At 45.5% G+C, this 22202-nt stretch carries 22 protein-coding genes; 5 read left to right on the top strand and 17 right to left on the bottom strand.

The features are described from left to right. Positions 1-115 precede the first annotated feature (115 nt). The 3 genes from AC3FZD_RS15920 to trpE all read right to left on the bottom strand — a co-directional run bounded on the left by AC3FZD_RS15920 (position 116) and on the right by trpE (position 2787). Complete coding sequence (locus AC3FZD_RS15920; protein WP_283754805.1) at positions 116-442, bottom strand: 2Fe-2S iron-sulfur cluster-binding protein; 327 nt, start codon at positions 440-442, stop codon at positions 116-118. Positions 443-719: 277 nt separating this feature from the next. Next, a complete protein-coding gene (locus AC3FZD_RS15915) occupies positions 720-1016 on the bottom strand; it encodes a 2Fe-2S iron-sulfur cluster-binding protein (protein ID WP_488736977.1) in 297 nt (98 codons plus the stop codon). Between the two features lie 253 nt (positions 1017-1269). Beyond that, positions 1270-2787, bottom strand: coding sequence for an anthranilate synthase component I (gene trpE / locus AC3FZD_RS15910; RefSeq protein WP_488736976.1), 1518 nt, complete (start codon positions 2785-2787; stop codon positions 1270-1272). Between the two features lie 199 nt (positions 2788-2986). On the opposite strand from trpE, the gene AC3FZD_RS15905 reads away from it, so the two are divergent. Further along, positions 2987-3883, top strand: coding sequence for an RNA-guided endonuclease InsQ/TnpB family protein (locus AC3FZD_RS15905; RefSeq protein ID WP_488736975.1), 897 nt, complete (start codon positions 2987-2989; stop codon positions 3881-3883). A gap of 199 nt (positions 3884-4082) precedes the next feature. Here the strand turns inward: AC3FZD_RS15905 and AC3FZD_RS15900 are convergent, their stop codons facing one another. Beyond that, positions 4083-4307, bottom strand: coding sequence for a hypothetical protein (locus AC3FZD_RS15900; protein WP_488736974.1), 225 nt, complete (start codon positions 4305-4307; stop codon positions 4083-4085). Between the two features lie 269 nt (positions 4308-4576). Continuing rightward, positions 4577-5320, bottom strand: coding sequence for a DUF3120 domain-containing protein (locus tag AC3FZD_RS15895; protein WP_488736973.1), 744 nt, complete (start codon positions 5318-5320; stop codon positions 4577-4579). Positions 5321-5505: 185 nt separating this feature from the next. On the opposite strand from AC3FZD_RS15895, the gene AC3FZD_RS15890 reads away from it, so the two are divergent. Next, positions 5506-6459 (top strand): undecaprenyl-diphosphate phosphatase, encoded by a 954-nt coding sequence (locus tag AC3FZD_RS15890; protein ID WP_488736972.1) that lies wholly within the window; start codon positions 5506-5508, stop codon positions 6457-6459. Between the two features lie 3 nt (positions 6460-6462). After that, positions 6463-7800 carry a TIGR03279 family radical SAM protein gene (locus AC3FZD_RS15885; protein WP_488736971.1) on the top strand — a complete coding sequence of 446 codons (1338 nt, stop codon included), beginning with the start codon at positions 6463-6465 and terminating at the stop codon, positions 7798-7800. Here the strand turns inward: AC3FZD_RS15885 and AC3FZD_RS15880 are convergent. Together AC3FZD_RS15880 and AC3FZD_RS15875 are read right to left on the bottom strand one after the other, a co-directional pair. After that, positions 7797-8123, bottom strand: coding sequence for a hypothetical protein (locus tag AC3FZD_RS15880; protein WP_488736970.1), 327 nt, complete (start codon positions 8121-8123; stop codon positions 7797-7799). The two genes, AC3FZD_RS15885 and AC3FZD_RS15880, sit on opposite strands and share 4 nt — an antisense overlap. Before the next feature lie 154 nt (positions 8124-8277). Then, complete coding sequence (locus AC3FZD_RS15875; protein WP_488736969.1) at positions 8278-9240, bottom strand: aldo/keto reductase; 963 nt, start codon at positions 9238-9240, stop codon at positions 8278-8280. 94 nt (positions 9241-9334) lie between these two features. On the opposite strand from AC3FZD_RS15875, the gene AC3FZD_RS15870 reads away from it, so the two are divergent. Then, a complete protein-coding gene (locus AC3FZD_RS15870) occupies positions 9335-9973 on the top strand; it encodes a transaldolase family protein (protein WP_488736968.1) in 639 nt (212 codons plus the stop codon). A gap of 20 nt (positions 9974-9993) precedes the next feature. On the opposite strand, the gene AC3FZD_RS15865 is transcribed toward AC3FZD_RS15870, so the two are convergent. The 10 genes from AC3FZD_RS15865 to clpB form a co-directional block, all read right to left on the bottom strand. Continuing rightward, positions 9994-11172 (bottom strand): SpoIID/LytB domain-containing protein, encoded by a 1179-nt coding sequence (locus AC3FZD_RS15865; RefSeq protein WP_488736967.1) that lies wholly within the window; start codon positions 11170-11172, stop codon positions 9994-9996. A gap of 232 nt (positions 11173-11404) precedes the next feature. After that, the gene (locus AC3FZD_RS15860; protein ID WP_488736966.1) at positions 11405-12118 is read right to left on the bottom strand and encodes a rubrerythrin family protein; all 714 of its coding nucleotides are present in this window, start codon (positions 12116-12118) and stop codon (positions 11405-11407) included. A 47-nt stretch (positions 12119-12165) separates the two neighbouring features. Continuing rightward, positions 12166-12507: a cupin domain-containing protein gene (locus AC3FZD_RS15855; protein WP_488736965.1), complete on the bottom strand. Its 342-nt coding sequence runs from the start codon at positions 12505-12507 to the stop codon at positions 12166-12168. Beyond that, on the bottom strand, positions 12507-12854 hold the full coding sequence (locus tag AC3FZD_RS15850; protein ID WP_488736964.1) for a hypothetical protein: 348 nt from the start codon (positions 12852-12854) through the stop codon (positions 12507-12509). Before AC3FZD_RS15850 ends, AC3FZD_RS15855 begins: the two co-directional genes overlap by 1 nt. A gap of 16 nt (positions 12855-12870) precedes the next feature. Next, on the bottom strand, positions 12871-13560 hold the full coding sequence (gene coaE / locus AC3FZD_RS15845; protein ID WP_488736963.1) for a dephospho-CoA kinase: 690 nt from the start codon (positions 13558-13560) through the stop codon (positions 12871-12873). A gap of 23 nt (positions 13561-13583) precedes the next feature. Next, entirely contained in the window at positions 13584-14756 is a 1173-nt protein-coding gene (locus tag AC3FZD_RS15840) for a glycosyltransferase family 4 protein (protein ID WP_488736962.1), read from the bottom strand. Continuing rightward, positions 14753-15934 carry a glycosyltransferase family 4 protein gene (locus AC3FZD_RS15835; protein ID WP_488736961.1) on the bottom strand — a complete coding sequence of 394 codons (1182 nt, stop codon included), beginning with the start codon at positions 15932-15934 and terminating at the stop codon, positions 14753-14755. Before AC3FZD_RS15835 ends, AC3FZD_RS15840 begins: the two co-directional genes overlap by 4 nt. Next, positions 15931-16998, bottom strand: coding sequence for a glycosyltransferase (locus AC3FZD_RS15830; RefSeq protein ID WP_488736960.1), 1068 nt, complete (start codon positions 16996-16998; stop codon positions 15931-15933). The genes AC3FZD_RS15835 and AC3FZD_RS15830 overlap by 4 nt, the downstream gene beginning before the upstream one ends. A 20-nt stretch (positions 16999-17018) precedes the next feature. Continuing rightward, complete coding sequence (gene hpsE, locus AC3FZD_RS15825) at positions 17019-17984, bottom strand: hormogonium polysaccharide biosynthesis glycosyltransferase HpsE (protein ID WP_488736959.1); 966 nt, start codon at positions 17982-17984, stop codon at positions 17019-17021. Positions 17985-17995: 11 nt separating this feature from the next. Next, positions 17996-20644, bottom strand: coding sequence for an ATP-dependent chaperone ClpB (gene clpB / locus AC3FZD_RS15820; RefSeq protein WP_488736958.1), 2649 nt, complete (start codon positions 20642-20644; stop codon positions 17996-17998). A 142-nt stretch (positions 20645-20786) separates the two neighbouring features. On the opposite strand from clpB, the gene argJ reads away from it, so the two are divergent. Next, on the top strand, positions 20787-22028 hold the full coding sequence (gene argJ, locus AC3FZD_RS15815; protein ID WP_488736957.1) for a bifunctional ornithine acetyltransferase/N-acetylglutamate synthase: 1242 nt from the start codon (positions 20787-20789) through the stop codon (positions 22026-22028). Positions 22029-22202 lie beyond the last annotated feature (174 nt).

Here is a 22202-nt window from a genome sequence, read left to right as displayed (position 1 = left end):
GCCTCCTCACGACTGCATTAAGAGATGTAGACCTTCATCCCATTAAAGCTTACCTTAGCTAACTTGAGATTGATCCCAGGTGAAGAGAGACCCATCTGTGGAGGTGAGGAGTTAGTTAATAGAGTTCCTCTTCTTGACCCGTAATAATTGTACAGTCAGCTTTAGCATAGGCTACGCAGGTGAGGACATAACCGGCTTCTATTTGCTCATCGGTTAAAAAGGACTGGTCAGTTTGATCGATAAAATCTTCGGGATACTTTTTCTCCGGTAATACCAATTTACCGGCACAGGTTGAACAAGCTCCGGCTTGACATGAATAAGGAAGATCGACCCCTTGATCCTCTGCTGCGACTAGAATGTATTCATCTTCGGGAACTTCAATTGTTTCATCAAGTTCTTCTTCTTCGTTGATCAATCGAACGCTGTAGGTTTTCTTCGCCATTTTCCTGCTTCCACGGTTAAGGGGCAAATGAAATTTTGGGGATTTAGCTCATGATGTACAGATTAGCCTATGAGTTAAAGATTTATCTCGGACTAAGACACTATATAGATCGGGTCTAGATTAGGTTTTATCGACCCCCAAAATTATACTTCAGAAAACAACCAAATTCCCTTTAATGCAAAAGGGAATTTGGTATAAATTAGAGCCAGTTTTCGATCTTTATCCGACTTGGCTCTTGAGAGCAAAGAACTAATTTGGATCGTCTTCTTTATGGGTTTTAATCCTGCAAATCGTCTTCTTTATGGGTTTCAATCGTGCAATCGGATGTAGGTTTGGCAATACAAGTGAGAACCCAACCGGCTGCGATTTGATCGTCATCGAGGAAGGACTGATCTTCTTGGTCAACCGTACCAGAAACAATTTTACCTGCACAGGTGGAACAAGCACCGGCACGGCAGGAGTAAGGCAGGTCTAACCCTTGTTCTTCAGCAAAGTCTAGAATAATTTCATCTTCAGGACAGTCTATTACTTTTTCGCCATCGGGGGTTATTAATTTAACTTTGTATGTAGCCATGGTGTTACTCCTCAGAGATTGGTTGAATGAGTATAAGCTTGATTAATACAAACGATAGACACTTTATTAGCTCAATCGTTTGTAATATTGCTTGTCTTCCTTCTTGATATTACGTGATTTTGGACAAATTGCAACCCTAATTTAATCAACAATTTGAATCAGATCGGTGATTTGATTTTCTAATTGCTTATACTTCACGGTTGGAATCCGTAGCTAAGATAACTGTTGTTGGGGTTGAGATTATGGGGAAAGCTTAGGGATCTAAGCATTGAATGGCTTGTAATAATCCTTTGGCTTTATTCAGGGTTTCTTGGTATTCATTTTCGGGAATGGAATCGGCAACTAGACCGGCTCCAGCTTGAACAGATACAGTTTTATCTTGTACTACCATGGTTCTAATGGTAATGGCGCTGTTGAGTTGTCCTTCAAAGTCGTAGTATCCGTATACACCGGAGTACGGGCCGCGGCGATCGCCTTCGAGTTCGTGAATAATCTCCATGGCGCGAATTTTCGGTGCGCCACTGACGGTTCCGGCCGGAAAACAGGCTTTGAGTAAGTCCCAGGCTGTATGGTCGCTCCCTAATTCCCCAACAACATTACTAACAATGTGCATGACATGGGAATAGCGCTCAATCACCATCAGCTCATCGACGTTAACTGTGCCACTTTTACAGACTCGCCCTAGATCATTGCGCCCTAAATCGACTAACATCACATGCTCGGCGATTTCTTTGGGGTCTTGTAAGAGTTCGGTGGCTAAGGCTTGGTCTTCCTCTGGGGTTGCACCACGGGGACGGGTTCCGGCAATGGGTCTGACGGTGGCTAGGGTTTTGCCACTGGGGTCTTTTTCGGCTTTAACCATGACTTCTGGGGAGGAACCGATGAGTTGCCAGGAGCCAAAGTTAAAGTAGGCCATGTAGGGTGAGGGGTTAATGAGTCTTAGGGAGCGATAGAGGTGAAAGGGTTTACCGTTATAGGGGGTACTCAGACGCTGGGAGAGGACGACTTGAAAGATATCGCCCGCTAGAATATAATCCTGAGCTGCTTTGACGTTGGCACAAAAGGCTTCTGGGGTAATGTTGCTGGCGTAGAGTAGGGTGGAGTCTGAGTTAACCCGGTTCGGGGGTGTCCATTCAAGGGAGAGATGTTGGCGCGAGAGGGGTTTGTTGAGTTTTTTGAGGAGGGATTTGATCTGATCGCACCCTTTCTTATAAGCTTTCTTGAGTTTGGTTTTCGGATCGCTCACATCTACATAGGCGATCGCCCAAATCTTACGCTTCACCTGATCGAAAATCAACAGGTGATCGACCTGCATCCAAATCCCATCGGGCAGATCGTTCTTTTTACCTTCATGGACGGGAACGGTTGGTTCAATCCAACGAATCAACTCATAGCCCCAAAAGCCAAATAATCCCCCAATTCCGGGGGGCAGTTGGGGCAGTTTGACGGGATGATAGGGTTCTAAACAGTCGGCTAAGTGCTTGAAGGGGTCGCCTTGAAATTCTTTTTGAGTCCCATCTCGGAAGGTTTGGGTGCTGCGATCTGCTCTTGCTTCTAAGATCCATAGAGGATCGCACCCTAATAAACTGTAGCGACCGATTTTTTCGCCTCCTTCGACCGACTCTAACAAAAAGCTGTAGGGGCGATCGGCACAAACCTTATACCAAGCGGAAACCGGAGTTTCTAAGTCAGCTACCCATTCCTGACACACGGGGATAAAGTTACCCTGTTGGGCAAGCTGTTTAAATTGGGAAAAATCGGGGTAAATCATGGATCGGGGGTTTGCAGGCAGTGCTTCTAAAATTGTACACTATTGGATAAATTTGACATATAGAGCGATATAAAGATAATAGGTTTAAGTTATGCCCGAATATCGGAAGCAGCAGAACACGAAGGCGTGTCAAGGCCAGACTACATGCCGTAGAATAAATAGATAGTACAACAACCAAAGGAAGTCGCCAACAATTTTTGTGGTGAAATCATTCAAAACAGAACTTAACCTCAACAACAAGCAACGCACCCTAATGGCGAAACATGCAGGAACGAGCCGTCACGCCTATAATTGGGGACTAGCCATCTGTATAGAAGCTAAAGAAAAAGGTGAAAAGCGCCCCAGCGCGAACACCTTACACAAGCGCTTGGTAGCTGAGGTAAAATCTGAATACAAATGGTACTACGAAGTGTCTAAATGCGCTCCTCAACAAGCATTAAGGGATGTAGAACCAGAAAAAATTGACCATCCTCAAGGCATTGTGGGTGTAGATTTAGGAGTAAAGACTCTAGCCACCTTATCTGATGGAGTAATCTTCCCGGCGGTTCATGCTTATCGGAGTGCTAAGAGAAAAATAGCCTCACTCAATAGAAGCATCAGCCGTAAAATAAAAGGTTCCAACAACCGCAAAAAAGCAATCAAGCGTTTAGCTAAAGCTCACTATCGAGTCGGTTGCATTCGCAAAGATGCAACTCATAAGTTAACGTCCTACTTAGCTAAAAACCACAGCGAAGTAGTGATAGAAGACTTAAACGTGAGCGGAATGCTCAAAAACCATCGGTTAGCCCAAGCGATAGCCGATGGTGGGTTTTATGAGTTTAGGCGGCAACTGGAGTACAAGTGTCAATGGTATGGCAGCAAGTTAACAGTCGTAGATAGATTTTTTCCTTCTTCTAAAACTTGTTCAGAGTGTGGAGAAATCAAGAAAGACTTAAAACTAAAAGAGAGGACGTTTGTTTGTCCATCTTGTGGCTTCTTTTTAGACCGAGATTTAAATGCTGCCATAAACTTGTCGAAGGCTTGCCCTGAGCGAAGCCGAAGGGCGGGAAGTTCTCCCGTGTCAGCCTGTGGAGTGTCAAAACAACGTAATGCTTAGGCATGGCGGGCACAGCGAAGCAGGAAGGAAACATCAGATTATGTACAGCTTAGTTTAGGTTTGGCTTAGTTTGTCTAAGTTTTTCCGAACGGGAGATAGAACAGGGGTAGCCATGCAAATATAGTCCTGTTTATGCACAAGATCAATGATATCGCGCTTTCCTCTGGTAATGGGTAATGGGCGTTGGATTCAGATGTTTCTATTCTCCCTCTATGGCTGAGAGTTCATCTGTGAGCCGTAAACGTCCCCGATGATAAAGATAGAAAAGGCGATTGATGGCATGTTGTTCTTCTTCGCTCAGGTTTTGCTCTAGAATAGCTGCCATTAGCCCATATCGGTCTGCTTGGGTTAGTTGGCCTTTAGTATAGGCTTGCACAATCACATCGCTGAGGGCACAGGGGAGAAGATTTAAGGAGAATTCCATGGCTCGATGGCAAGATTGCACTGGTAAGGGACTTTAAGGTTATTTTCCTTGGTTTTCTCTGTTGATTCCGTGATGAAGAGGGAATTTGATTGTGATTTTGGTCACGATAACGACCAAACGACCCTTTTTACAGCAGTTTCCTCTGCTATACGGTACATAAATGGCGGTTTTTAACGATAGCCAGAATAGCTCACTCGCTAGATTGAGTCTGTTGTTCACTCCCCCCATTCCCCCATTCCCCCATTCCCCCACAGAGGCTGTAATTGATATTAGGCGCAAACCGCAGCAACCCAGAATAATCCATCGACGATTAGGGTGCTGAGGACTGCACCGCTAAAGGCCCACCAGTGGATGGGTTGGGAGCGTAGGGGAATCAAACCGAGCAGGAGCAGGAGTATGACTAGCATTGCTGCCCAAAATCCCCCCCAGGGGGTATAGATTTGGGCGATCGCCTCTTGAAAGACGGGACGGACAAATTCCGGTTCGACTTGCATCAGTTGTCGCCAATGGGGGATCAGATCGACCAAGTAGAAGTAGATATCGGTGATTGCTGTCCCCAACAGGGAACCGAGATAGAAGAAGTGACCGATTAATCCCCAAGGATGTTTAGCGGGTCTACAGCGCAGTCCTAAATCGAGTAAAACGAAGGGTAGGGCGATCGCCTCGATGGGTAAATGATAGAGGGGTTCCCACCTCAACCACCCCCAATAAATCGAACCTGCTAACCAACTCCAACTGAATCCTAAGCAGAGATCGCCCCAAACTTGACCCCAGGATCGAGTCCTCAGTGCCCAACTTACGCCTATCCAGAATAGGGTCATTACAAAACTTAACTCTGGGAACAGTCTTACTAAGGGAGCTTGGAAGAACACCGGCACAATCACCAACCCCCCAGATGCCAGCCAGATCTGCCAATGTTGGGGGAGTGCCAGACCTTTCCACCATTCCTTTACAGGATTTGGGGCTGACTGGGATGTTGAGGAAGAGTAGGGGGGGAAGGTTGGATGAACCACAATTAAGTTTCGTTACTTAACTTTACATTGTTTAAGATATCAGATTTTTCAATCCTGTCCATTATTGGAAATATCCCCCCAGGGGGGATAAGGTTATGATAACCGATCGCCAGAGAAATGAAAGGAAGAAACGATGACTCGCAGTTTTTAGCAATAATGGGACAGTTATTCATGGATGGTTTCCCATGCTCAAAAAAAGTGGCGATCGCCCCCTCCTAATACTGCTGATGTTCCTATCCGCCCTACTTTTACCCCCCCTCGCGCAAGCCCAAGAAAGTCCCACAGAAACCATTTCTGGACAGATTAATATCTTTCAAGCCTTCATTTTAGGCTTGGTACAAGGAATGACCGAATTTATTCCCATCAGCAGCACCGCACATCTCAAAGTCATACCCGTGGCGCTGGGATGGGGCGATCCGGGTGTAGCTTTCACTGCCATCATTCAACTGGGCAGTATAGCTGCGGTTCTCTGGTACTTCTGGGGAGATTTGAGCCAACTTACCCTAGGAACCCTTGAAGCCATCCAGAAGAAAGACTATCAATCCCATAGTGCCCGTATAGTATTCGGGATTGCGATCGGAACCCTACCCATTGTCATTATCGGTTTAGGGATTAAAATACTTGTACCCAACTTCGACGAATCGCCCATTCGCAAACTCTCTTCTATTGCGATCGCCTCCATCGTCATGGCCATCCTACTCGGATTAGCCGAAAAATGGGGCAGTCGCCAACGGGACTTCGATCGCCTCGGAATGCAAGACGGCATCCTCATGGGATGTGCCCAAGCACTCGCCATTATCCCCGGCGTTTCCCGCTCCGGATCGACTCTTACCGCCGGATTATTCATGGGCTTAGAACGCGCCAGTGCCGCCCGATTTTCCTTCCTCCTCGGCATTCCCGCCATCACCCTCGCCGGATTAGTCGAACTCGCCGGATTACTCGATGAAGGAATTAGCGGAGTGGGCTTATTTCCCCTAATTGTCGGCCTCATTTCTTCCGCCTTTTTCTCCTATGTCGCCATTGCTTGGCTGATCCGCTTTCTCCAAACCCGTAGCACCTGGCTCTTTATCTGGTATCGTCTCATTTTTGGCATCATTCTTTTAATCGCCCTTAGCACCCAACTGATCCCAAACAGCTAAACCATGAGTACCATTCATCCAGCTAAAATCTCCCAAGTTCTCCCCGACTCCATCGCCGCCGAAATCGGTTTTGAACCCGGTGATGCCATTGTTTCTATTAATGGGACAGCCCCACGAGACTTGATTGATTATCAGTTTTTATGTGCTGATGAAATTCTCGATCTAGAAGTCATTGATATTAAGGGCAAAACTCATCAAATCGAAATTGAAAAAGACTACGATCAGGATCTGGGTCTAGCCTTTGAAACTGCTTTTTTTGACAGCTTAATTCAATGCAATAATCGCTGTCCCTTTTGCTTTATCGATCAACAGCCCCCAGGAAAACGGAAAAGCCTTTATCTCAAAGATGATGACTATCGCCTTAGTTTTCTCTACGGCAGTTATTTAACCTTAACCAATTTATCAGAGCGGGAATGGAGCCGTATTGAAGCCATGCGCCTCTCTCCCCTCTATGTTTCCGTTCATGCTACGGAGCCAGAACTTAGAAGTCGCTTATTAAAAAATCCCCGCGCTGGTCAAATTCTTCAGCAATTGGCATGGTTTCAAGAACGGCGCTTACAAATTCATGCTCAAGTGGTTGTTTGTCCGGGAATTAATGATAAAAATCATTTAGAACAAACGATTTTAGATTTAGCCCAATTTCATCAAGGAGAGGTTCCTACAGTAGCTTCAATTGCCGTGGTTCCTGTGGGTTTAACTCGTTTTCGCCCTCCTGAAGATGAATTGATTCCGGTAACTGTGGAAAAGGCTCAAGAAGTGATTGCACAAGTGCAAAGATTGCAGGATAAATTTCAACAAGAAAAAGATGCGACGGTGGTTTGGTTAGCCGATGAATGGTTTTTAATTGCTGGAGTCAATTTACCTCCTGAATCCCATTATCAGGATTATCCGCAAATTGGGAATGGGGTGGGATCGATTCGGTTATTTATTCGGGAGTTTGAGGAGAAAATAAAAGAAAGAATGATTTCTGATGTTTCTCCCCCTAGAACTTTATCTTGGGTGGTGGGAAATACGGTAGAGAAAGCGTTTACTCCCCTGGTAGAACAGTTAAATCAGGTGTCAGGCTTGAGGATTCAGTTACAAGCTTTGAATAGCGACTATTGGGGACAAGAAATGACGGTTACTGGTTTGTTGACTGGGGAAGATTTGCTCAATAAGTTGTCGGGAAAAGATTTAGGGGATGGTATTTTATTGCCGACGGTGATGTTAAAGCATGGTGAACGTTGTTTTTTAGATGATCTGAGTGTAGAAGAGGTGGCAGAAAAGTTAGGTGTGCCTATTTTTTTGGTGGAAGATATTGATGCTTTGCTCGATAGGGTATTTTTATTTGAAAAGAATTAAGAGCAAGGGATTTTGGGGGAGTGAAAGCGTTGTTGCTCGGCGATCGCTTCTTCAGGGGTAAAAAAGTATCCGATCTCTAGAGGAAGCTCCACAGCTTTCTGGTAATAAACATCGGCAACTAATTCTCCCACCTGGGCCGCAAGATGTTGATTAAATCGAAACAATTGACCAAATTGGCGATCGCCCCCCACGACTACAAATGGATCGTTTGGGGAGCTATCCACTGTAAAAATAAATTCTTGCTGGTCATTCCCCAAAGAGATCAACACTCGAAAATCTTGAGTTCCTTGGATGGACTCGATTGAAATAACCTTAGTTTTCATACATTAGTTTCCTGATAAACTCCTCTCGTATTCCAATAATTGAAAAAGTCTTCTGGTTCCATTTTATATCTAGTGCCTTCCCAAGGATCTCGAATCAACACTTTTCCATATGGACATATAACATGCTATCTCATTTCCCAGCTATAAGATTTTATTAAAAATCCCAAAGAACGGGATGATATTCTAGATAATCTGTAACCCTGGAGCCGATCGCGGAAATCTGCTCTAAGTCTTCCTGTGAAAGCTCGATTTCGGTGGCTTTGGCGTTATCTTGCACCTGTTGTAGATTGCGAAAACCGGCGATCGCATGGGTGCGCGGTTGAGCCATTACCCAGGCGAGGGCTAGTTGTGCTAAAGTACACTCTTTTCGGCGGGCAATGGGGCGTAATTGTTCTAGGGTCTGTTGTACCCGTTGGTAATGAGCTGGATTGATAAATAGCTTATTTTTCGCCCGATGATCGCCAGGGAGAAATTGATGATCGGGGCCAAATTTGCCCGTGAGGAGTCCTTGACAGAGGGGAGAATAGGCGAGAATTGACCAGTTTTGCTCGATGCAATAGGTTTGAATTTCGGCTTCAATGGAGCGCCAAAAGAGAGAATAGGGCGGTTGTAAACTGTCGATGGGGCCATATTGCCGGGCTTCTTCCATTTGGTCTACGGAAAAATTAGATACACCGATCGCCCGAATTTTGCCCTGTTGCTTTAAGTCTACCATTGCCTGCATGGTTTCGGCGATCGGTACGATTTCACTGCCCCAACTGCCAGAGGGCCAATGCAATTGATACAAGTCAATATAATCGGTTTGTAAATTCTGTAAGGACTGCTCGCAGGCGGCGATCGCCGCATCATAGCGAAAATCACTCACCCATAACTTAGTGGCAAAAACCATGCGATCGCGCACATCCCGCAATGCTTTCCCGACTAAACGCTCCGAATCTCCCTCACCATACTCGGATGCCGTATCTACGGTCGTTATTCCCGCTTCAAACCCCCCTCTGAGTCCTTCCATGAGTTCCTCCTCATCCGTACCCACCCACATGGTTTTATCCCCTTGCCAAGTGCCCATAATGAGTGGGGTAATCTGAATATCGGTATTGCCTAAAGGGTAAGTTTGCATGGTTCTCCCTCTGTTCTAGAGTATCTTGTAGGGGTGAAGGGCTGGAAAGCGCCTAAATGATGTCTAATTGTTATTTTGACTGACGATAAAATCCATGGCCATTTATCTCGATTCTGCATTAATTTCTGAAGCCCAAACCGCTATTGAATGGGGATGGGTGAAAGGCATTACCACCAACCCCACCTTATTAGCGAAAAGCGATCGTTCACCGGCAGAAACCTTAACCCAACTGGCGGCGATCGCACCTCAAGAGTTATTTTATCAGCTCACCGCCTCTACTTATGAGGGCATGATCGCGGAAGGCAAACGAGCGTATGAGATCGTCGGCGAAAAAACCGTGTTAAAAATCCCGGCAACGGCGATCGGATTTCAAGCCACAGCCTACTTATCGCGCCATATGGACTGTTCGGTGACTGCTATTTATAGTGCCGCACAGGCGGCAATCGCCCAAGAAGCGGGAGCCAAATATGCGATCGCCTACGTCAACCGCGCCACCCGACTTTTAGGGGATGGACTCGCCCTCGTCCAATCCATGGCTAAAATTTTACAAGGCACGAATACTCAAATCCTAGCCGCCAGCCTCAAATCTCCCGACGAAGCAGCATCTGCCCTACAAGCTGGCGCAACTGTCATCACTGTACCCCTAAACCTGCTGCAACAGATGACCACCCATCCCCTATCGGAAAAGACCGTCCTGGAATTTAACCAAAACGGTCGAGGGATAGGGGGATAGGGGAATAGGGGGGGGGTTGCCTATTCAGCTACCCGCACCCTAGCCAAATAAGCATCTGTATAATAATGGCGGAGAATATCCTGATAGGTTGACCCTTGAGAAGCCATCGCATAGGCTCCATACTGGCTCATTCCCAAACCATGGCCAAATCCCCGGCCTTGAACTTGGAAACTTCTAGCCCCTGTCGCTTTATCCCCCGTGCTAACCGGTTGGATCGTAAACAAGGTACTTCTCAACCCTAATGCCTTTCTAAACTCGGCCCCAGTAATGACTTTTTCCCCCTGATCGCCAATAATTTTTAGCGTCCGAACCCGACCTTGGGGCGTTTTTTCTTGAGGGGTAATTGACACCACATTACCCACTCCTTCCGTTAACTCGCTGATATCAGCCAGGGTAAACATCTCTGTCCATTGATAAACGGGAGCTTGTTGATCGTAATCGGGAACGGCTCGCAAATAGGGACGGGCTTCTGACCAAACATCCTCCACATTTTCCGTATGGCCGCCAGAGGAGGAATGAAATACTGCTTCAATAATTGCGCCATTGTAGGCTAAGATTTGCCCTTGGGTGGCATCTACGGCTTGTTGAGTGCTGACATATTCATCTTGTACGCCACCATAGACCTGCCAGAAGGTATCATTACCCACATCATAAATTTTATCGGCTGTTTTTTCTCGGTGATAGAGGGCATAGCTGCGAGCCGATACGGCTTGAGCTTTCAGCGCTTCTAGGGGCCAAGAGGGGATCATTTCGCCGCCGACCACACTGTAGAGATAATGTTCAATATCGACATAATTAATGGCGGTAATTCCTTCATCTGTGGGCATAATGAGCAGTCTACCTCGATACCAGCGATCGCCAATCCACACCAACCCATTATTTTCTGGCTCAATCCACAGTTGTCCCGCTCGCCACTGGGCTAAAGAAACTCCATTATAATCAGACTGAGCCGTAAACCCATCCATGGGGTTTAACTCCCCAATCACCTGACCATTGCCATCTTTGACAATAGCGGCGGTAGAACTGCCAATTTTGACTTGATCGGCATCTTCCTGAATTGCGACCCGCAATTCTACTTCCGCCGCACTCGCCAAAGAAGCCATCACCATCCAGAGCAGGGTAGTGAGCCACCAATGGGGTTTAAGGGGTTTCAATAGGGACTGAAAGGGAATGAAGAAAATACTGAACACAGAAGCCATAGAAAATCAATCCTGAGTGGGAGTCGTTAAAGAATCTGTACGTTATCGAAAATCTTAATAGACCTTAACAGATCGTCGGCTCTTATGAGTCAATTTCCGGGAAATTTCCACAGCCCTTTTCGGTACTGATCCAATTTTGAATTAGCTAGAGAGGCGAAAAATTTTTCGCCCCTACTTCTCAAACCATCTATTCTCTGGCGACTTTGCCCACCCTAATTCTTAGATGATGGTTCTACGCTGCGGCAGGTTCTTCATAGGGAATAAAGAGCTTTTTCTGCGCTCCACAGATGGGGCAAGTCCAATCATCGGCAATGGCAGAAAATGGGGTTCCCGGAGCAATTCCCGAATCGGGATCGCCTTTGACGGGATCGTAGATCATGGAACATTGACGACAAATCCATTTTTGCGTCATTTCATCATCGCTAGGAGCTTGTTTGGTGGGGGGTTGACCGTCTAAACTACTCAGCGCATCCGTATATTGACGGGCATGATGTTGTTCAATGCTGGTGAGGAGGCCAAAATTGTGGGCTGCTTTACGGAAGATTCGGGCATGTTCTTGGGATTCTTGGGTTTGCGCTTCAAATTCAGCCACCGCGTCACTGTCGCGATCTTGCTTTGCTGCTTCAGCAAATTCGGGATACATGATGGTGTATTCGTAGGTTTCGCCTTCAATGGCTAATTCTAAGCACCGGGAGGCGATCGCCTTTTTCTGTTCCTCCGTCAAAGATGCCGCATCATCGACTACTAATTCGGGATGGATTAAGCGAAAATGGGCAAAGGCATGTTCGGTTTCCTGATTGGCTGTTTCTCTAAACAGTTTCGCCAGTTCTGACATCCCTAACTTTTTGGTTACTTCGGCAAAAAATAAATACTTACGGTTAGCCATTGATTCGCCCCCGAAGGCAGCTTCGAGGTTTTTCGCGGTATTGTTATTGGATAAGTCCATCGTTTATGTTTCTATTTTTTGGGCAGATCGTTGTATCAACTCTACCATTATAAAGGAACTCTTAAGCCAAAATAAGTCACGACTAATTCGGTTACACCCGTATTTCGCAGCTCATGAACTTCACCGACATCAATGGCAATACAAGTGCCTGGAGAAAGGGGATATTCCTGATTATCTACCGTAATTATTCCGGTTCCCGATTCAATAAAGAATACTTCACACATATCGGGATGGCTATGAGCATTAGCCACTTCTCCAGGGGGAAACTTGGCTTGGGAAAAGTTAGTTAAATGGGGTAAATCCCCCATGCGTAACATCACTTGTTTGCGAATCTTGAGATTGTGAGAAACCCCTTCTTGGGGGATGTTGTTTAAGGTGGTTATTTTCATCAGTCATCAAGGAGTTCAGACTCTAAAGATGTAGGCAAATTACGGACAACCTCAGCTTGAAACCAAACTCTGAGAATGGTTTGTAATTGAATTCGACTAATATAGGGCCATCCTCCTTCAGTTTCGATGTCTCGCAGCAGCGAATATAAGGCTTGACGGTTATCGGGAAGGGAGTCTTGAAACCAGGTGTCTCGAATATGACGATGCATGTGTTCGAGACTGCGAAGGATAGCTAATAAGGTAAGGGTATCTTGTTCGTGTGTCGCGGCTAAGGTTTCTATCCGCTCCAGAGTGGTGTTGAGTTCCTGTTTCCAGGGTTGTACACTAGGGTCTAAATCCTTGTCCATCCGTGATTGAGTTGACTTATATTCGGGAGTTCGATCGCTTCAGTGTAACCGAAAACTGGCGATCGCCGCTAATCCCCGATCTCAATTGTCCAGAGTGCTGGAGCAGTCGATCGACCTGTTGAAATAATTCGGACTCAGTAGAAGAGTTGTCTAATAGGCGATCGCCTCGCTGAACTTTCTCAGCTAACGGCATTTGGCTATTTATCCTCATCTGCGCTTGTTCAAAGGTTAAATGATTGCGGTTCATAAGTCGTTCGATTTGTTGCTCTTCAGAACAGTAAATCACCCAGATTTCTTCCACCAAATCAGTCATCTGAGCTTCAAACAGCAGGGGGATGGAGAAGACGAGGGTATCCTGGGGAGAGGATTGATTGAGGATAGTATAGAGGCGATCGAGTACATAGGGATGAATTTGTTCCTCTAACCATTGTCGCTCAACAGGGTTATTAAACACAATCTCCCCTAACTGCTGACGATTTAATCCCCCTTCCGGTAACTCGATGGACTCCCCATATCGTTGCACAATGCGCTCAAAAATGGGCGATTCGGGTTTTACTGCTTCCCGTGCGTAACTATCCGCATCAAACACCGGCAAACCATAACGGTGTTCCAGATATTGAGTCACCGTACTTTTACCCGTCGCAATTCCCCCAGTAATGCCAATTTGCGCTTGTTTTCGGCTCATTCCTTGATCGTTCCTTGTCATTTCTATTTAAAATTTAACATGAGTTAACCCATAATTTGTTGAGTTAATTTTTTGAATCTTTCGATCGCTATTTTCCAATTCAGTCGAGACTCGTATTCCTGAAATGAAGACAGAGCCAAAGACTGATAAGCTTCTCGATTCTGTAGCATCTCTAGGATATACTGACTGCACAGTGAACTTTCTACTTCTAAGGGAAAAGTCCTGCCATTCTTTCCTTCTTGAATAATCGTCGGAATTCCGCCAACATTGGTAGCGACGCAAGGCACACCATAGGAATTTGCTTCAATCAGAACATGACCATAAGTTTCAGCCTGTGAAGGTAAAATCAAGAAATGAGACGTAGAAAATAAATCATCTAATTGTTGTTTTCCAGATGCTGTAGACTTATCGATATATCCAATGACGTTCACAAAATCTAGACTCGATGTCCATTTAGGGGGTTGACATCCAACCACATTTAAGGTTGTTTTTACCCCTGCATTGTTTAAGTGTTGAGTAACTTCTACTGCAAAATCCCCTCCTTTTCTTTGCCAATCTACACCGATAAACAACAGTTGGCATTGATTGGGATTTCGCTTTTTAATCGATAATTCAATATCTGATAAAGTTCGGGTACTTTTTAGATTAGCGCCCCAAGGAATAACGCTAACTTTCTCAGGAGATAAATTATAAATTTTAATCGATTCATGAGCTGCCCAATCGGAAGTGAAAATGAGGCGATCGCATTTCTCAAAAGCGGCTTTTTCTAGTCTATAGATATTGCTTTTTGTTTCGTCACACAAATTCTTTAAATAAGAGTAAAAATTAATCAAACTACCTAAAGGCGCATCTGTCCATAGAACCAGGGGTTTAGGGCTTGTTAAGTAAGCAAGGGGGATGGCATTTTCTGGACAGAGTACCAGACTAGAGCCAGAAGTAGATAACTTTTTTTCAATCTGTTTAGCATAATATTTTAAAACTATCGGTTCTGCCCAGCTATAATAATCTTGCTTAAAGAACTTGCGATAAAACAGCCATTTTAAGCGTGTAACTGGAGTCTTGAATTTTGCTAACGGGCCGAGATAGTTTAGGGAAACTTCTTGATCTGCTAATTCTTGAGACAAATAAGAACCAGCCGTATACATTCCCGTATGTTGTTTGGGCCAGCTAGAAGGGTTAAATACATCATAGGTTGTTATATAATCGAGTTGCATCATTTGATCCCATTTCCAAGTTTTTCTATGAGGTCTTGCATCAGCTTATAGGCTAATTTTCCAGCCTTGTCCCAATTGAGGCGCTCTTGGTATTCTTGAAAAGAAGAAATAGCTAAAGCCTGATAGGTTTCCCAATCATAGAATGTGGATTGAATATACTGCTTATACTCTTCAATTTTGGCATTGAGAGAAAAGGTTTTGCCATTTTTTCCTTCTCGGATTAATGTAGGAATACCTCCGACTTGGGTTGATAAGCTAGGGAGTCCGAAAGAACTTGCTTCTCGGATGACGGCTGGTGTGACATCCGCTCTAGAGGGTAAAATCAAAAAATGAGATTGTGCAAAGATAGCATCAAGTTGTTCTCGTCCTTTGTCAGTGGATTTATCAATAAACTCAATGACGGTGACAAAATCGGGTAGAGGTTCATCCTGGGGAGGACGGGTTCCCACAAAGGTTAAGTGGACGGGAAATCCAGACTGATGTAGCGATCGCCCCACCTCTAAGGCAATATTACCCCCTTTACGATACCAGTCTACACCGATAAACAACAGATGGCACGTGGCTTTCGACTTTCCTTGAAGGATACGCTGAATCTCTTCCGGGGTGCGATCGCACTCTATATTTTCCCCTGTAGTCACCACCTTTAGCTTCTTCGGATTCACCCCATAGAGCTTTTGAGCCGTTTCTACAGCCCAATCTGATGAAAAAATAGCTAAATCACAGTTGCTTAACGCTAAACGATCGATATTTTGTAAATGGGTTTTAGAAGCCAAACAACTCTCTCCAAATCCTTCTGGAAAACCGCAATAAGTCGTATCTGTCCATAACACTTTAGGTCTAGGATATTCTAAATAAGCTAAGATGGTAATATTGGGAGAAAAAACAATATCTGGTTTTATATCAAGTAGTTTTTGCCTAATTTCTCTAGCATAATTCCGATTAACAGAAGGCTCTGCCCAGTAATGATAGAGTTGATCGGGAAATAGGGTTTCATAAAACCGCCGTTCCAGTTTCGCCACTAGCGAATGCTTTTCTGCAAGATTACCAATATAGGTAAAAGAATCAGCTTGTTTTTCTAGCGTTTTTGCCATCCGGTAACTACTTCCCCAGTTCCCCACCGCTTGACGAGGCCAACTTTTAGGATTGTAGAGATCCAAATGGGTCACAAAAGCCAGTTTCATGAAATACTTCCTAAACTTGATATTGACTTAGAGCATAATTTTTGATACAATTTTATCGTATCGTAACTTAATCTTTTCCAATCAAGTTCTTCTAAAGGTGCATGTTGAGATCTGGTGTTTTTTATCCACTCTAAGCTCTCTTTGAGTAGATTAGGATTTAACTCATTTTCATAGACTTTAATCCAATCAGAGCCGACCCAGGTTTGCAGTTCCGCCATGGCTCCTTGATTAGGAACCAAGATAGGACAATCGAAAGATAAAGCTAATAAGGCGCTTCCAGAGTTGAGAATTTCTGCAAATGGAAGCACCACTAAATCGGCTGCTCTATAATACAGTTGAAGATCTTCATTGGCAACGTATCCAAATGATAAGCGAATCCTTGAATCTCCTGCTGCTGCCTCTTCAACTTCTCCTTGAGTTTGAGGAAAGTTAGGACGGCCGGCAATTAAAAGAATAGAATTAGGCTCGTTAAGCTCTCGAAACTTTTCGATCAAAAGAGGGACATTTTTATACGGTGCAATATTCCCCAATAACACAAATACAGTGGCAGAGTCTGGAATATTTAGGATTTTCCTAGCCTTGCTCCGATCCACTTCATCAGTATATTCTCCTCGATAATGACCATGGGGAATAATAGCAGAGGGACAGTTCTTTAAGCTAGGATAGCACTCTTGTGCGATCGCCTGTCCGACTTTGCACATACTCACATAGCCATCAATACGCTTAAGTAACTCTGCTTGAAACCATTCGGCTAACTCTGGATGCAAGACTACATGGGGAATCTTATCATGAAATGTCCAAACAATTTTTGTGCCTCTAAACTTAGCCCAATCTATTAAAGCTAACATCAGGCGAGCGCGTAGAGCGGCCACCGTTTTTTGTGGATGGCGCACAATAGTTTCAGCAGCCCAATGGAGATGGAAAATATCATAGCCCTTTAGGAGTAACTGTTGGGGAGAAAATTCTTCAACGGTTACCCCTTGATGAGCCATGGGTTGATATAATAACCAATTATAAGGATTAAGATATCGAGTCTTAAAAGCTGGCCAGGCAAGAACTTTCATAATTTCAATACCATAAAAATTTAAGAGCCTTGTATGCGATTAAAATAACCTTGTTTCCACAGATATAATGGACTGCTTAAGCTTCCCATGAGCATTTCTAACTGACAGGCAGCCACCACATCAGACTTCACTTGATTTCGATACTGTAAAAGCAATATTAACAGCTTTCTTAGATCATTAAGCATATAAAGGGGATAAATCAAGGGTTTTTGCCAAGATTTAGCTTTCAATGTGCGAGTCACATAACGACTCAGACCAATTCCCCGAATCATCGGAATCAGATAATCTCGCTCTAAGCGCCATGGGGGAATTTTATGATCGAGTTCCATTTCTGGATTGTACCAAATTTCCCATCCTTTCTCTTGAATGTAGGATAATAATTCCAAGTCTTCAGCGCTAATGAATTTTCCGTTAATTCTGCCACTTAAGGTTAATTTTTCGGGCACACTTTTTGACCAAGCCTGTTTACGAATGACCATGCCAGCACCCGGTGGTAGTAGGTTATTCTGAGGAGAGTATAACAGGGGATCGGCCCCTCGTTCCACCAAAGCTAAATAGGGCAAAAGGGGTTGAATCTTCTCTGGAGGAGGGGATTCAAATAATCCGTGAATTTGCCCCCCAAATGCACCTAATTTAGGATATTTTTGGGAAAACTGGTAAGCTGAAGTCACCCAATTGGGATAGGGTAAATTATCATCATCGAGAAATCCCACCCATTCTCCTTGAGCTTCTTTGAAAGCACATTGTCGAGCAAAAGCAAGTCCTTGTTGTTGCTCAAAGACATATCGTAAGGGAATCTCTAAATCCCAAGTTTGTTGGTACTCTTGAAAAACTTGGGCAGTGTTGTCTGTACTGTTATTATCCACTAGGATAATTTCCCAGGAGAGCGCATCAACCCCAGTTTGTTGGCGCAATTTATCCAACACTTCTGGGAATCGATTTGCGCCGTTATAGGTGGGAATAGCAACTGTAAATTGTACAGACATTTTTCTAATCCTTACTCGGAGACAGAGGCAACCGGTTCGGGTTCTGGGGATAGGATGACATCCTTGAGTTTATTGAAGGTGAGCGCACCATCTTGGCAATCAATAGTAATGGTATCGCCTTCTATAAACGTATTGTCTAAGATTTGGGTGGCGATCGCATTCTCCACCTGTTTTTGAATCGCCCGCTTCAACGGACGGGCCCCATACACCGGATCGTAGCCCGCCTCTACCAAATGGTCAACGGCAGCCGGGGTAATTTTTAGGCTAATCTTTTGCTCCGCTAACAACTGCTGAGTGCGTTGTAGTTGAATATGGACAATACTAGCCAATTCCCCTTTACCCAAGGCATGGAAGAGGATAATATCATCCACACGATTGATAAATTCTGGACGAAACTGTTTGCGGAGAGCTTTTTGTACCCGCTTCCGCATCTCCTCATATTGGGTATCATCCCCAGAAACATCCAAAATATGCTCCGATCCAATATTACTGGTCATCACAATCACCGTATTGCGGAAATCAATCGTCCGTCCTTGGGAGTCCGTAATTCGACCATCATCGAGGACTTGCAGCAAAATATTAAACACATCCGGATGCGCCTTTTCCACCTCATCTAACAGCACCACAGAATAGGGGCGACGACGGACTTGTTCGCTCAACTGTCCCCCTTCCTCATATCCCACATATCCCGGAGGCGCACCCACTAAGCGGGAAACAGCATGTTTCTCCATATACTCGGACATATCAATTCTGACTATGGCTTCTTCCGAGTCGAACAAACTGGCAGCCAGCGAGCGGGCTAATTCCGTTTTTCCCACCCCTGTCGGCCCCATAAACAGGAACGAACCGATGGGACGACCGGGATCTTTCATTCCCGCCCTGGCACGGCGTATGGCTTCAGCAACCGCCTGTACCGCCTCATGTTGACCGACGACGCGCTCATGTAAATAATCTTCTAGGTGTAGCAGTTTTTGCCGTTCTGACTCTAATAAACTATTGACTGGAATACCCGTCCACTTGGCGACAATTTCGGCAATATCCGCTTCTGTGACTTGTTCGCGCAATAGAGTCGATCCAGTTTCTTGCAAGGCTTGCAGTTGCCCTTCTTTGGTTTCCCGCTCCCGTTCCGTTTTCTCCAATTTGCCATATTTAAGCTGGGCAGCCCGATTTAAATCATAGGCCCGTTCTGCTTGTTCAATTTGCACCCGCAACTGTTCCTCTAATTCTTTGAGGATCTTAATATCATCGATCAGTTGCTTTTCCATTTGCCATTGATCGTTGAATTTTTTCTGTTTTTCCTTCAGTTCCGTAATCTCTTGCTCAATGCGTCTGACTTTTTCTTGAGGTTCTTTCAACTGTTCCCCATCCAAGGAAATTTTTTCCATCTCTAACTGCATGATCCGGCGATCTATGGTTTCGAGTTCCACCGGTTTAGAGGTAATATCCATTCTTAATTTAGCCGCCGCTTCATCAATCAAATCGATCGCCTTATCCGGCAAAAACCGATCCGTAATATAGCGGTTCGATAACTTTGCTGCTGCAACCAACGCCGAGTCCGTAAATTTAACGCTATGGTGAACTTCATAGCGGTCTTTTAACCCCCGCAGAATAGAAATGGTATCTTCGACACCGGGTTGATCTACATACACCTGTTGGAAGCGACGCTCTAGGGCCGCATCTTTTTCAATATAATTGCGGTATTCATCCAGGGTACTGGCTCCAATACAGCGCAACTCGCCCCGCGCTAACATGGGTTTGAGTAAATTGGAGGCATCCATGGCACTCGATTGGCCGGAACCGGTTCCGACTACGGTATGCAGCTCATCGATAAACAGGACAATTTGCCCTTCGGAGTGGGTGACTTCCCGCAAAACAGCCCGCAGTCTGGCTTCAAATTCCCCGCGATATTTAGCTCCAGCGATTAAACTGCCCATATCCAGGGCGATCAGTTGCCGATTTTTGAGAGACTCTGGCACTTCATTATTGACGATGCGCTGGGCTAGGCTCTCGGCGATCGCCGTTTTTCCCACCCCCGGTTCCCCAATTAACACCGGATTATTTTTCCTTCTGCGGGAGAGGACTTGTATCACCCGCCGAATCTCCTCATCCCGCCCGATAACGGGGTCTAGATTGCCCGATCGCGCCAATTCTGTCAAATCTCGCCCGTACTTCTCCAAAGCGTCGTAGCGGTTTTCTGGGGCTTGATCCGAGACCGTCTGACTGCCGCGAATATCCTTAATGGTTTGTTCGAGTTGGGTGCGGGTGCGGTTAAATCGGCGCACCAATTCCCGCCCAATCCGTTGATCTTCGGCAAAAGCGAGTAAAATATGCTCGACAGAAATATATTCATCATTCCAAGTTTGCCGGGCAGTTTCGGCTTCATCCAGGAGTTTATCTAGACTGCGACCGAGATAGAGTTGGTCAACATTGTAGGTGGTTTTCTGACGACTATCAAACTGGGTTAACTGCTGTAATAACCGCCCTGGTTCAATTCCCACCTTTTCGAGGATCGTTTTCGCCAGTCCCCCTTGCTCCAAAAGGGCGATCGCCACATGCTCGACTTCCAACTGCTGATGTTTCCCTCGTCGAGCGATATCCTGAGAGTTGACAATGGCTTCCCAAGCTTTATTGGTAAATTTAGATGAGTCGGTTGGTTGCATGGTTTAAGATAACGGGCGATCGTTTCGCTATAAGCTTATCTATTATATAGAATCTTAAGGGGTGACCCGTCCATTACCCATTCCCCACATGAGGCGCTATAATTGCCTTTCGTACCGATTGACAGCAGGGAAATTTACAGGTATGTCAGACTGGCAAGTAATAGAAGGTGGAGTCACTGCACCCAAGGGATATCAAGCCGCAGGCATTACAGCCGGATTAAAAGCTTCAGGATTACCGGATTTAGCGTTAATTGTATCGGATGTAGAGGCGATCGCCGCCGGAGTCTTTACCACGGTACAAGTCCGCGCGGCTTGCGTAGACTATTGTCGTCAGCGCTTAGAGCAAAAACCGAACGCTAAAGCGATTTTGTGTAACTCCGGTCAAGCCAATGCCGCCACAGGGGAAGCCGGATGGCAAGATGCCCTAGAGTGTGCATCCCTCTTGGGAAACGCCCTCAATGTCGATCCCAATTCGATCCTCTTGGCTTCTACAGGGGTGATCGGTCAACGGATCAAAATGGATATTATGCGATCGGGTATTCCCCAAGTGGTTTCCAGTTTATCCAGTGACGGCTCAAATACAGCCGCTAGAGCTATTATGACTACGGATTTAGTGCCGAAAACTATTGCTCTAGAAGCTCAATTTGGCGATCGCCCCGTGCGTATTGGCGGTATTGCCAAAGGTTCTGGCATGATCCATCCCAATATGGCCACCATGCTCTCCTTCGTCACCTGTGATGCCACAGTTTCCCCCCATCTATGGCAAGAAATGCTCAGTCGAGCCGCTAACCGCAGTTTTAACCAAATTACTGTCGATGGAGATACCAGCACTAATGATACCCTGATCGCCCTAGCCAATGGTCAATCTCGCACTCCTGCCATTACTACTATGGGGCCAGAAGCCGAAAAGCTCGAAGCCATGCTAACTGCCGTTTGCCAGCATCTGGCTAAGGCTATGGCCCGTGATGGAGAAGGCGCAACCTGTTTAGTGGAAGTCGAAGTCACTGGTGCAGATAATGAAGAAGCAGCCAGTAAAGTAGCGAAAACCATTGTCGGTTCGTCCCTGGTGAAATCGGCTATTTTTGGTCGTGACCCCAACTGGGGACGCATTGCAGCAGCAGCCGGTCGCGCTGGAGTCCACTTTGAAGCCGAAAACCTCAATATTACGCTAGGTGAGTTCAAGATGATGGAAAATGGCCAACCCCTGGTGTTTGACCGCGATGGGGCTAGTGCATACATGAAACAAGCGGCCCAAGGGGCATATTTACAAGAGGATACGGTGAAAATTGGGGTTTCCATCGGTAATGGCCCAGGAAAATCGAAGGCTTGGGGCTGCGATCTCAGCTACGATTACGTCAAAATTAATGCTGAGTATACGACTTAAGGGTGATGGGGTAATAGGGAGTAGGTAAAAGGGAGTCATTCCCCAGATCTGCGTGTCCCCGCTCCCTATCTCCCCATTCCCCCACTCCCCTACTCCCAATAAACCTAAAAAGAAGATCGGGAAATGGCCCAACGGGGGTTAAAATAGGATGCCAATGATTGCATAATCTAAATC

This window comes from Roseofilum sp. KMC-1 (assembly GCF_057802075.1).
The sequence above is the reverse complement of the archived record's forward strand: the minus strand, read 5'-3'. Positions and strand labels throughout refer to the sequence as shown.

Bases quoted from the DNA above. Each gene is read 5' to 3' on its own strand.
- AC3FZD_RS15835 (WP_488736961.1), bottom strand. From the start codon at position 15,934: ATGAAACTGGCTTTTGTGACCCATTTGGATCTCTACAATCCTAAAAGT.
- trpE (WP_488736976.1), bottom strand. From the start codon at position 2,787: ATGATTTACCCCGATTTTTCCCAATTTAAACAGCTTGCCCAACAGGGT.
- AC3FZD_RS15830 (WP_488736960.1), bottom strand. From the start codon at position 16,998: ATGAAAGTTCTTGCCTGGCCAGCTTTTAAGACTCGATATCTTAATCCT.
- AC3FZD_RS15900 (WP_488736974.1), bottom strand. From the start codon at position 4,307: ATGGAATTCTCCTTAAATCTTCTCCCCTGTGCCCTCAGCGATGTGATT.
- AC3FZD_RS15850 (WP_488736964.1), bottom strand. From the start codon at position 12,854: ATGGACAAGGATTTAGACCCTAGTGTACAACCCTGGAAACAGGAACTC.
- AC3FZD_RS15880 (WP_488736970.1), bottom strand. From the start codon at position 8,123: ATGAAAACTAAGGTTATTTCAATCGAGTCCATCCAAGGAACTCAAGAT.
- argJ (WP_488736957.1), top strand. From the start codon at position 20,787: ATGTCAGACTGGCAAGTAATAGAAGGTGGAGTCACTGCACCCAAGGGA.
- hpsE (WP_488736959.1), bottom strand. From the start codon at position 17,984: ATGTCTGTACAATTTACAGTTGCTATTCCCACCTATAACGGCGCAAAT.
- AC3FZD_RS15890 (WP_488736972.1), top strand. From the start codon at position 5,506: ATGCTCAAAAAAAGTGGCGATCGCCCCCTCCTAATACTGCTGATGTTC.
- coaE (WP_488736963.1), bottom strand. From the start codon at position 13,560: ATGACAAGGAACGATCAAGGAATGAGCCGAAAACAAGCGCAAATTGGC.
- AC3FZD_RS15840 (WP_488736962.1), bottom strand. From the start codon at position 14,756: ATGATGCAACTCGATTATATAACAACCTATGATGTATTTAACCCTTCT.
- AC3FZD_RS15860 (WP_488736966.1), bottom strand. From the start codon at position 12,118: ATGGACTTATCCAATAACAATACCGCGAAAAACCTCGAAGCTGCCTTC.
- AC3FZD_RS15870 (WP_488736968.1), top strand. From the start codon at position 9,335: ATGGCCATTTATCTCGATTCTGCATTAATTTCTGAAGCCCAAACCGCT.
- AC3FZD_RS15865 (WP_488736967.1), bottom strand. From the start codon at position 11,172: ATGGCTTCTGTGTTCAGTATTTTCTTCATTCCCTTTCAGTCCCTATTG.
- AC3FZD_RS15915 (WP_488736977.1), bottom strand. From the start codon at position 1,016: ATGGCTACATACAAAGTTAAATTAATAACCCCCGATGGCGAAAAAGTA.
- AC3FZD_RS15885 (WP_488736971.1), top strand. From the start codon at position 6,463: ATGAGTACCATTCATCCAGCTAAAATCTCCCAAGTTCTCCCCGACTCC.
- AC3FZD_RS15875 (WP_488736969.1), bottom strand. From the start codon at position 9,240: ATGCAAACTTACCCTTTAGGCAATACCGATATTCAGATTACCCCACTC.
- clpB (WP_488736958.1), bottom strand. From the start codon at position 20,644: ATGCAACCAACCGACTCATCTAAATTTACCAATAAAGCTTGGGAAGCC.
- AC3FZD_RS15855 (WP_488736965.1), bottom strand. From the start codon at position 12,507: ATGAAAATAACCACCTTAAACAACATCCCCCAAGAAGGGGTTTCTCAC.
- AC3FZD_RS15920 (WP_283754805.1), bottom strand. From the start codon at position 442: ATGGCGAAGAAAACCTACAGCGTTCGATTGATCAACGAAGAAGAAGAA.